This window comes from Flavobacterium sp. (genome assembly GCF_020217025.1).
Classification (GTDB): Bacteria; Bacteroidota; Bacteroidia; order Flavobacteriales; family Flavobacteriaceae; genus Flavobacterium.
In genome coordinates this window covers 1-10,000 of record NZ_JAIWOF010000051.1, presented here as the reverse complement: position 1 = coordinate 10,000, position 10,000 = coordinate 1, and the positions used below count along the sequence as shown (strand labels likewise).

9 protein-coding genes are annotated in these 10,000 nt (G+C 32.2%); 7 read left to right on the top strand and 2 right to left on the bottom strand.

Annotated elements, in window-relative coordinates; all coding sequences use genetic code 11:
• Positions 1-799 (bottom strand): AraC family transcriptional regulator (locus LDL23_RS02360; protein WP_291264275.1); only part of this gene is annotated, 799 nt, incomplete at its 3' end.
• Between the two features lie 230 nt (positions 800-1,029).
• Between LDL23_RS02360 and hemA the strand changes: the two genes are divergently transcribed.
• From hemA to hemF, 7 genes are read left to right on the top strand one after another with little or no spacing between them, the layout of a single operon-like run.
• The gene (gene hemA, locus LDL23_RS02355) at positions 1,030-2,286 is read left to right on the top strand and encodes a glutamyl-tRNA reductase (protein WP_291264274.1); all 1,257 of its coding nucleotides are present in this window, start codon (positions 1,030-1,032) and stop codon (positions 2,284-2,286) included.
• Positions 2,283-3,203 (top strand): hydroxymethylbilane synthase, encoded by a 921-nt coding sequence (gene hemC / locus LDL23_RS02350; protein WP_291264276.1) that lies wholly within the window; start codon positions 2,283-2,285, stop codon positions 3,201-3,203. Before hemA ends, hemC begins: the two co-directional genes overlap by 4 nt.
• Before the next feature lie 11 nt (positions 3,204-3,214).
• A complete protein-coding gene (locus tag LDL23_RS02345) occupies positions 3,215-4,957 on the top strand; it encodes a potassium transporter TrkG (RefSeq protein WP_291264273.1) in 1,743 nt (580 codons plus the stop codon).
• Positions 4,958-4,967: 10 nt separating this feature from the next.
• Positions 4,968-5,675 carry a TrkA family potassium uptake protein gene (locus LDL23_RS02340; protein WP_291264272.1) on the top strand — a complete coding sequence of 236 codons (708 nt, stop codon included), beginning with the start codon at positions 4,968-4,970 and terminating at the stop codon, positions 5,673-5,675.
• Position 5,676: 1 nt separating this feature from the next.
• A complete protein-coding gene (locus tag LDL23_RS02335) occupies positions 5,677-6,336 on the top strand; it encodes a uroporphyrinogen-III synthase (protein ID WP_291264271.1) in 660 nt (219 codons plus the stop codon).
• A gap of 29 nt (positions 6,337-6,365) precedes the next feature.
• Positions 6,366-7,391 (top strand): uroporphyrinogen decarboxylase, encoded by a 1,026-nt coding sequence (gene hemE, locus LDL23_RS02330; RefSeq protein WP_291264270.1) that lies wholly within the window; start codon positions 6,366-6,368, stop codon positions 7,389-7,391.
• Positions 7,392-7,397: 6 nt separating this feature from the next.
• A complete protein-coding gene (hemF, locus tag LDL23_RS02325; RefSeq protein WP_291264269.1) occupies positions 7,398-8,300 on the top strand; it encodes an oxygen-dependent coproporphyrinogen oxidase in 903 nt (300 codons plus the stop codon).
• 48 nt (positions 8,301-8,348) lie between these two features.
• Here the strand turns inward: hemF and LDL23_RS02320 are convergent.
• The coding region (locus LDL23_RS02320) for a hypothetical protein (protein WP_291264268.1) at positions 8,349-10,000 on the bottom strand (1,652 nt) is incomplete at its 5' end.

The window sequence follows — 10,000 nt, the reverse complement described above, 5'->3', positions numbered from 1 at the left end:
AATGACTTCCTGTACTGTAACCAATTTTCAATCCTACTTCATTTACATTGTACGAACCACTATCTAACAATTGACGCGCATAATCCATTTTGTAGTCAAATAGAAATCCGTAAACCGTATCGCCATAAATTTGTTTGAAACCCATTTTTAATTTTTTAAGACTTAGTCCTACTTGTTCAGATAAAACTTCTAATGTAGGAGGTTCAGCCATATTAGCAATGATAATTTCTTTTGCCTTTTTAATCTTTAAAACGTTCTCTTCGTCAATTAAAAAAGGGCATTGTTCCGCATTTGGATCCTCGGAACGATTGAAATACAAACTTAATAGTTCATATCCTTTTCCTTTATAATATAAGTTTTTAATAAACGAATTTAAATTATAATGGAATATTTGACTCAACACAATTGACATAGAAGGACTTATGTCATTTTCTTTATAATATTTTTTATCCTTATTTTCATCACTTAAAAAAGGAATATTTTCTGCCTCAGAAGAAAATAATCCATGAAACTTCTTAATAGAGACAATAACAGAAATTACCCAAGTATTAGGTGCTAATTCCAAATGAATAGGCAATTCCTTTTGCGGATTATAAAACAAAAGAGATTTCTCTTCTTTCAAATCCAAAGCATAATTTCCTTGATTGAAGATAAATTTTCCTCTTCCTTTAATTCCAAAATGAAACTGTATAAGTCCTTGACTTACAGGTCGTTCAATTTTAATTGTTTCATTACTATCATTTTGAAAACGCAATAAAATAAACTCATTTTCAATTTTTATTTCTTCTAATGAACCCATAGCGATATTTTTTCGTATATGTATCAAGTTAATACAGTGTTTGTTATTTAGAATTATTCTACATAAAGTACTTGTTAACACTTGAATATAGTACAAATTTAATGAAATAATGCAAAAAAGATAGAATTGTCTTTGAAATATCTTTGAGCGACATAAAAAGTACTTCAAGCGTTGTTTTTATAAAATTGGAAAATATAATTTTGTTAAACTTTTAGGAAAGAGTAGATCATATGGAAAACAATACATTCGCAAAGCATCCGACTTTCTATGCAGTAGGGTTGAGTTATAAGAAAGCTGATGCTGAAATGAGAGGGAAATTTAGTTTGGACGAACAATCCAAGACTAATTTATTACATCAAGCCAAAGCAGAAGGTATTGATAGTTTAATTGTAACCTCTACCTGTAACAGAACTGAAATCTATGGTTTTGCACAACACCCTTTCCAATTAATCAAACTATTGTGTGAAAACAGCCAAGGAACAGTAGAAGATTTTCAAAAAGTAGCTTTTGTATACAAAAATAGTGAAGCTATTAATCACATGTTTCGTGTTGGCACTGGTTTAGACAGTCAAATCTTAGGTGATTTTGAAATCATCAGCCAGTTAAAAAATGCTTTCGTAAAAAGTAAAGAACTAGAATTAGCCAATGCATTCTTAGAAAGATTGGTAAATGCCGTAATTCAAGCAAGTAAAAAAATTAAGAACGAAACCGAAATTTCATCTGGTGCAACTTCTGTGTCATTTGCTTCAGTACAATACATTTTTAAAAATGTAGAAGACATTGCTTCTAAAAATATTTTACTTTTTGGCACAGGAAAAATTGGAAGAAATACTTGTGAAAACTTAGTAAAACACACCAAACACGAACAAATCACATTAATCAATAGAACTAAAGAAAAGGCTGAGAAATTAGCAAAAAAACTTGACGTTATCGTAAAAGATTACACCGATTTACAAATAGAACTTCAAAAAGCGGATGTAGTTGTAGTAGCAACTGGAGCTCAAAACCCAACAGTTGACAAAGCCATCTTAAATTTGAAAAAACCTTTATTGATTTTAGATTTATCGATTCCGAAAAATGTAAACGAAAATGTAAAAGATATTGAAGGTGTTACTTTAGTTCACATGGATGAACTTTCGCAAATTACAGATGAAACTCTGGAAAACAGAAAAAAACACATTCCAGCTGCCGAAGCCATCATTGAAGAAATTAAAGACGAATTTATAGCTTGGACCAAACAGCGTAAATTTGCACCAACTATACATGCTTTAAAAGCAAAACTGAATACAATTAAAGAAGGAGAATTGAATTTTCAACGTAAAAAATTAGCTAATTTTGACGAAGAACAAGCCGAGTTGATTACGGCAAGAATCATTCAGAAAATCACGAATCATTTTGCTAATCATTTAAAAGATGATGAAACTATGGTGGACGAAAGTATTGAATGGATTGAGAAAATTTTCCAATTAGAAACGGTTTCAAAATAATGAGCAAAATAATCCGAATAGGAACTCGTGATAGCGAATTAGCCCTTTGGCAAGCACACACAGTACAAAAGAAATTAAATGATTTAGGTTACAAAACAGAAATTGTAGCTGTAAAATCGCAAGGAGACATTATTCTTGATAAACCACTTTACGAATTAGGAATTACTGGAATTTTCACCAAAACCTTAGACATCGCTATGATAAACGGTCAGGTAGATATTGCGGTTCACTCTATGAAAGATGTACCAACAGCTTTACCTATCGGAATTGTACAAGCAGCAGTTTTGGAACGTGCTAATACGTTAGATATTTTAGTGCACAAAGGCAATTTAGATTTTTTAAATTCGGAAGGAACTATCGCAACGGGAAGTTTGCGTAGACAAGCGCAATGGTTAAATAAATATCCGAATCATAATGTGGTTGATTTACGTGGAAATGTAAATACCCGAATGCAAAAACTACAAGATAACGATTGGAACGGAGCTATTTTTGCAGCAGCAGGATTAGAACGTATCAATTTAAAACCAGAAAATTACATCGATTTAAGTTGGATGATTCCTGCACCAGCACAAGGTGCAATGGTTGTCGTTGCTATGGAAAACGATGATTTCTGCAAAGAAGCTTTATCCAAATTAAATCACTCAGAAACCGAAATTTGTACACATATTGAACGTGAATTCTTAAAAACACTAGAAGGTGGTTGTACGGCACCGATTGGAGCTTTAGCAACATTTACTTCAGATAAAATAAATTTTGAAGGCGTTTTGTTCTCTTTAGACGGAAAAGAAAAACACACAATCAAAAAAAGTTGTACTTTTGATTCTTATAAAAACTTCGGAAAAAATTGCGCCGAAGCAATTTTAAACGACGGTGGAAATGTTTTAATGGAAAGCATTCGCCAGGATTTAAAAAAGTAATTTATTCCAAAATGGAGAAAGAATCGTTACTCAATTATTTATATCGCTTTTTTGATATCATCGTACTACTTTTCATAGTTTTTGACTTTGGATATGATTTCGAAGAAAACTATAATTCGCCACATGTTATTGGGCTAATTTTTCTTACGATTGGACTTCTAGCGTTCAACACGTTTAAATTCTTAACATTTAAATACAAAAGCAATAAAAAGGTAGCGCTTGTAAATATGGTTTTAATAACTGGAATGTTACTTGCTTCTGGAATAGTTACCATCATAAATTTAAATTTTCCTTTTGATTATATTCTTCAAAAAGTAAAACCAATATTTGAAGGCGGACTTATCTTTTATTTTTTACTTAGACTATTAGTTCTAGTTCGTCACATTTATGATATTTATTTCAATCCAGCTATTGTATTTGTTGGAAGTTTTATGATCTTAGCCTTAACCGGAGGTTTTCTATTAATGCTACCAAGCGCCACTACAAACGGCATAACTTTTACCAATGCGTTATTTACCGCTACAAGTGCTGTTTGTGTTACAGGATTAACAGTTGTAGATACTTCTAACTCATTTACCATTGTTGGACAATCGATAATTTTAGTTTTAATACAATTAGGAGGAATTGGAATTTTAACTTTTACTTCTTTTTTCGCTTTCTTTTTCAGAGGAAGTTCTTCATTTAAAGAAGGATTAAACACAAAAGATTTTATAGCACAAGAAGGATTACGTGATGTTTTTAGAGCTGCTTTAAATGTTGTAATGTTTACAATAGGAGTTGAACTAATAGGTGCCATTTTTGTCTATTCTTCTATTATTGACAACAATACTATCAACAATAAATTTTTCTTTTCAATATTCCATTCCATTTCGGCATTTTGTAATGCAGGATTTTCAATTTTATCAGCTGGGTTGTATGATGAAGGAATTCGTTTTAACTATTTTTTACAATGGGTTATAATGACATTAATTGTATTAGGCGGTTTAGGTCACAACATTGTATTCAACTTTTATCAGAAAATAAAAACACATGTAGTTGAACTTTTTGACAAAACCATTATTCACAAAAAAGTCCGAATTATTACTTTAAATACTCAAATTGTAATTTACACTACTTTAATATTGTTAGTTAGTGGTTTTATTTTTCTGTTCATTTCAGAATATAACAACACTTTATCAGAGCATCAAACCACTTTTGGTAAAATAACGGCGGCGGCTTTTAATTCGGTTACACCTAGAACAGCAGGATTTAATGCCGTTGATTTTACCAAAATGAATGTGCCTTCATTATTATTTGTCATTTTTTTAATGTGGATTGGTGGTTCTCCTGCTTCTACTGCGGGAGGTATTAAAACAAGTACCTTTGCATTAGCTACTTTAAATATTTTTTCTGTTGCAAGTGGGAAAAGTAGAATTCAATTGTTTGGCAGAAGAATTTCATCTGAGTCAACTTCGAGAGCCTTTGCCATTTTGTGTATTTCATTAATAACTATTGGAATTTCAATTGTAGCCTTACTAATTTTTGAACCAAAAGGAACACCTCTATTAACAGTTGCTTTTGAATGTTTTTCAGCATACAGTACTGTGGGGTTGAGTTTGAATTTCACACCAACATTAACCGAACCAAGTAAATATGTCTTAATTGCATGTATGTTTATTGGCCGTATAGGAATGCTTAACTTAATGGTTGGATTATTGCGTAGATTAAATCATCAGTTTTACGAATATCCAAAAGAAAATATATTAATTAACTAAACTTGTCCAAATGAAAATTATCGTATTTGGTTTAGGAAACTTCGGAATGTCGCTTGCTATCAGTCTTACTGAAACAGGAAACGAAGTAATTGGTGTTGACAAAAACATCGAAAAAATTAATCTTATCAAAGATAAAATTTCACACGCCATAGCGTTGGACTCTACTAATGAATTATCCTATGAAGCGTTGCCTTTAAAAGATGCCGACAAAGTAGTAGTTGCTATTGGAGAAAATGAAGGTGCGGCTATTATAACAACAGCCATAATAAAAAAATTGAGCGACGTAAAAATTATTAGTCGTGCTTTATCGCCAATTCACGATACGGTTTTAGAAGCAATGGGAATTCATAGCATTATTCATCCAGAACAAGAATCGGCAGACAGATTAACCAAACAAATCAACTTCAAATCAACTTTAGAAAACTATCAATTGGATGATAATTTTACAATTTCTGAAGTTAAAGCGAAACCTGAATTCTTTGGAAAAACATTAGCCGAATTGGATTCAATAGATAAATATCATTTAACACTAATTACGATTATTCGAAAGAGAGAAAAACGAAATCTTATCGGAAAAAAATCTATTATTAAAGAATCTATTGGGCGTCCTGCGCCAGAAACAGTAGTTTTAGAAGATGATATTTTGGTAGTTTATGGATACAATAAAGATATTGAAATCTATTGTTTAGGTCAAGAAGAACAACAAATTAGAAGCTAAAATGACCCGAATTCTCTCTACAAAAAAACTTTCAAAAGCATTAAAAAACAAACTTTCTGATGCTAAAATTGAACTTGTAGAAAAGGATTTCATTCAAACTAAATCAATTAATTTTGAAACACCTCAACTCAATGGCTACTTGGTTTTTACAAGTAAAGAAGCGGTAAAAAGTGTTTTAAAATCGGATATAAAAAACGTTCATTCCATTTCGTGTTTGTGTGTGGGAAGTAAAACCCGAAGTTTCCTTGAAAAGAAAGGATTCACCGTTATTGAAAGTGCCGATTATGCCGAAGAATTAATCCAAATAATCGAATCAAAATATAAAACTAACTCGTTTACTTTCTTTTGCGGAAATATCAGAAGAAATACAATTCCCGATTTTTTTCAGCAAAATAAAATCGCATATAACGAAATTGTCGTATATGAAACCAAGCTGAAACGACACCAAATCAAAGAACCATTTGATGGTGTTTTGTTTTATAGTCCGTCTGGAGTCAACAGCTTTTCAGAAAAGAATTCATTAGAAAACAAAACCTGTTTTTGCATTGGAACCACCACAGCAAAAGCATTAGAAAACAAAACAAACAACATAATAATTGCATCGCAACCCACCGTTAAAAATGTAATTACCGAAGTAATAAAATATTATAAACGCTTATAGCCAATTGCTTAAAGCATAAAGTATAAAAAATGATTAAGAACGACTTATTTTTACGAGCATTAAAAGGAGAAACTGTTGAACGTCCACCTGTTTGGATGATGCGTCAAGCCGGAAGATATTTACCAGAATTTAGAGCTTTGCGCGACAAATATGATTTTTTCACGCGTTGCGAAACTCCAGAATTAGCTGCTGAAATCACGGTACAACCCATTCGTATTGTAAAACCGGATGCTGCGATTTTATTCTCAGATATTTTAGTAGTTCCAAGAGCTATGGGAATTCACGTGGAATTAAAAGACAATTTAGGTCCGATAATTCCAAATCCAATTCGTACTGCTGAGCAAGTAAACCAAGTTTTTGTGCCAAATATTCACGAAACTTTAGGTTACGTAATGGATGCAGTAAAACTAACCAAAGAAATGTTGAACGACGAAGTGCCATTAATTGGTTTCGCTGGTTCACCATGGACGATTTTCTGTTATGCTGTAGAAGGAAAAGGTTCTAAAAGTTTTGATACCGCAAAAGGATTTTGTTTTTCAAATCCAGTTGCAGCTCACCTATTATTACAAAAAATTACTGATACTACGATTTTATACTTAAAAGAAAAAGTAAAAGCAGGTTGTAATGCGATTCAAATTTTTGATTCATGGGGAGGAATGCTTTCTCCGGTAGATTATCAAGAATTTTCATGGCAATACATCAACCAAATCGTAGAAGCGTTAGCCGAAGAAACAGAAGTAATCGTTTTTGGAAAAGGATGTTGGTTCGCTTTAAACGAAATGTCAAAATCAAAAGCATCTGCTTTAGGAGTAGATTGGACTTGTTCACCTAGAAACGCACGCTATTTAACCGGTGGTGACATCACGTTACAAGGGAATTTCGACCCAAGTCGTTTGTTATCTCCAATCCCAACCATCAAAAAAATGGTTCACGAAATGATTGACGAATTCGGAAAAGACAAATACATTGTAAACTTAGGTCACGGTATTTTACCAAACATTCCGGTAGATCACGCTAAAGCTTTTGTTGAGGCTGTGAAGGAATATGGTCAATAAATAAAGATGAAAAATAAATTCTACACCTACATACAAAACCTACAAGATCAAATCTGTAAAGGATTAGAGGATATTGATGGTAGCACCAAATTTCGTGAAGATGTTTGGGAACGAGCAGAAGGTGGTGGCGGTCGCACACGTGTTATTGAAAACGGAACTGTTTTTGAAAAAGGCGGTGTGAACATTTCAGCCGTTCATGGTAAATTGCCTGATACGATGCAAAAAATGTTCGGCGTAGGAGAAGCGGATTTCTTTGCTTGTGGATTGAGTTTGGTCATTCATCCAAAAAATCCAATGGTGCCAACCGTTCATGCGAATTGGCGTTATTTTGAAATGTACGATGAAAACGGTAACATCATCAACCAATGGTTCGGTGGCGGACAAGATTTAACACCATATTATTTGTTTGAAGAAGATGCAAAACATTTTCACCAAACTTGTAAAAATGCTTGCGACAAACATAATCCTGAATTCTATCCCAATTATAAAAAGAAATGTGACGAATACTTTTGGAACGCACACCGATTTGAAGCAAGAGGAATTGGCGGTTTGTTTTTCGATTATCTAAAAGCAACTGAAGTAATGTCAATGGAAGATTGGTTCAATTTTGTAACCGAAGTTGGGAATTCTTTCTTGCAAGCGTATGTTCCAATTGTAGAAAAAAGAAAAGATTTACCTTATTCGGATGCTCAAAGAACTTGGCAAGAAATACGTCGTGGCCGTTATGTAGAATTCAATTTGGTTCACGATAAAGGCACACTTTTCGGACTAAAAACCAATGGAAGAATCGAAAGTATTTTGATGAGTTTACCTCCACATGTGCAATGGGTGTACGACCATCATCCTGAACCAGGAAGCGAAGAAGAAAAATTATTGAAAATATTAGCAAAACCAATCGATTGGGTATAAAAAAACTCCGCTATTCTTATAGCGGAGTTTTTTATTTATATGATTAAATTAATCTAAGAAATCGATTAAATCTAACATTTGAAGTACAATGTTTTCATTTGAAAAATTAGAATTAATATCCATTTCTAATTTCATAATGCGATTGTTTATCTTATTTGAAGCTTTAAACTCCATGTTTTTAAACTGATTCCCTAAACGTACCATTTTAGCAGTGTCATTTCCGAAATCTTGGTTTAATAAATAGGATTTGAAGAAACGTTGTATTTCAAAATTTCCATAAAAATAATTTGCAGCTAAATCTTTCTTTACTTTTTTAGTGAAATCTGATTTTGATCCATTATTTAAATAATCCAAACCATTAGTAAATACCATTACATCTCCTCTCTTGATAATCATGAAATCCCCTAGTTCTTCTGATTGATTTACCAAATAATAGTCATCTACTTTTTGTAAAAGATTTTTTCTAACACCTAAATTCAATAACTTATCTCCCATTGTTGGATGAGTAGAAGTCATAATCATAGTAAAAATTGGTCGAGTTTTGGTAATGGTTTTTTCTTCTTCAACTTCTTCGTAATCTTCATCATAAGTTCGCGACATAAAAGTACTTTCATATGTTTCCATAGCATGTAAAAACATTGAAATGTCACCATCAAAAAGCGTTGCAGTAGCTTCTTCATCAACAATAGTTGAAATTAAATCTGTTATTATTTCGGTATCTTTTTTGTCAATTGGCATATTACCCAAAATTTGCTCCATGATTTCTGGATAATTTTTAAGCAATTCTTCGGTACTCGAATGATATGAAAAATACGCTAAAGGCTCTTGTTTTGGGAAGTAATTAAAAATATTTTTATTCGGTTTTCTCGCAACTACTTTTTGCATCACATTGGCAAGAGATTCTGAATATTCTACTTTTTGCTCCATTCGGGCTTTATTATTCTCAAAATAGAAATCAACATTCATTCCTTTAATAGCATTCTTAGAATTGTTTACTTCTCTATTTGAATTGATAGAACCTAACAAATAATAAAACGAACTCATTCTGCCATAAACAGCTTCATAATTAATCCAACAAGCAATGTCGGCCTTTGTATTTATCTTTGAAGATACAGGTGTTACAAATTCATTTTCAAATAAAAGTGCAATTTGTTCCTCTTGTTTTTCATGCTTTTGGATTCGCTCTAGTGCTTGTTCTTTTTCAAAAGAAGCTATCCATTTTTTATACTCTTCATCATTAAAATCCGCTTCTTCAATGTCTTCCTCTTCAGTAACATCTTCTGCAACCCCAGCTCTTTTATCAACTAATTCTTCTATTGGAGCACCTTCTCCAGCTTTAATTTTTTTATCTAAAATAACTTTAGCAGGAACTTCTTCTACAACTTCAATAACCTCAACTGGAGCATCATCATAATATTCTTCATCTACAACCACTGCGGCAGTATCTACAGCTATCGTAGCATCAGAAAAATCAGAGTAAGCAAAGTTATTTCTGGTTTCAATAATCTCATAAATAATAACGTTGTTCTCATTCCATGCCATAGTAAAATCATCATTTTTAGGCGAATAAAGAGCAAATTTATCGTGTTTTTTAATGACTTCTTGAATGGAATCTGTAGTGTTTAAATTGTTTTTATTTACCTTATTTTGGATGAAAGTATTCCAACCTTTAGCCTCTTTTAGTGGAAATGTCATTTGAT

What these genes read in the sequence shown, in the direction of transcription:
- hemF (WP_291264269.1), top strand. Translation starts at nt 7,398, where the DNA reads ATGAAAAATAAATTCTACACCTACATACAAAACCTACAAGATCAAATC.
- LDL23_RS02335 (WP_291264271.1), top strand. Translation starts at nt 5,677, where the DNA reads ATGACCCGAATTCTCTCTACAAAAAAACTTTCAAAAGCATTAAAAAAC.
- LDL23_RS02340 (WP_291264272.1), top strand. Translation starts at nt 4,968, where the DNA reads ATGAAAATTATCGTATTTGGTTTAGGAAACTTCGGAATGTCGCTTGCT.
- hemA (WP_291264274.1), top strand. Translation starts at nt 1,030, where the DNA reads ATGGAAAACAATACATTCGCAAAGCATCCGACTTTCTATGCAGTAGGG.
- hemE (WP_291264270.1), top strand. Translation starts at nt 6,366, where the DNA reads ATGATTAAGAACGACTTATTTTTACGAGCATTAAAAGGAGAAACTGTT.
- LDL23_RS02345 (WP_291264273.1), top strand. Translation starts at nt 3,215, where the DNA reads ATGGAGAAAGAATCGTTACTCAATTATTTATATCGCTTTTTTGATATC.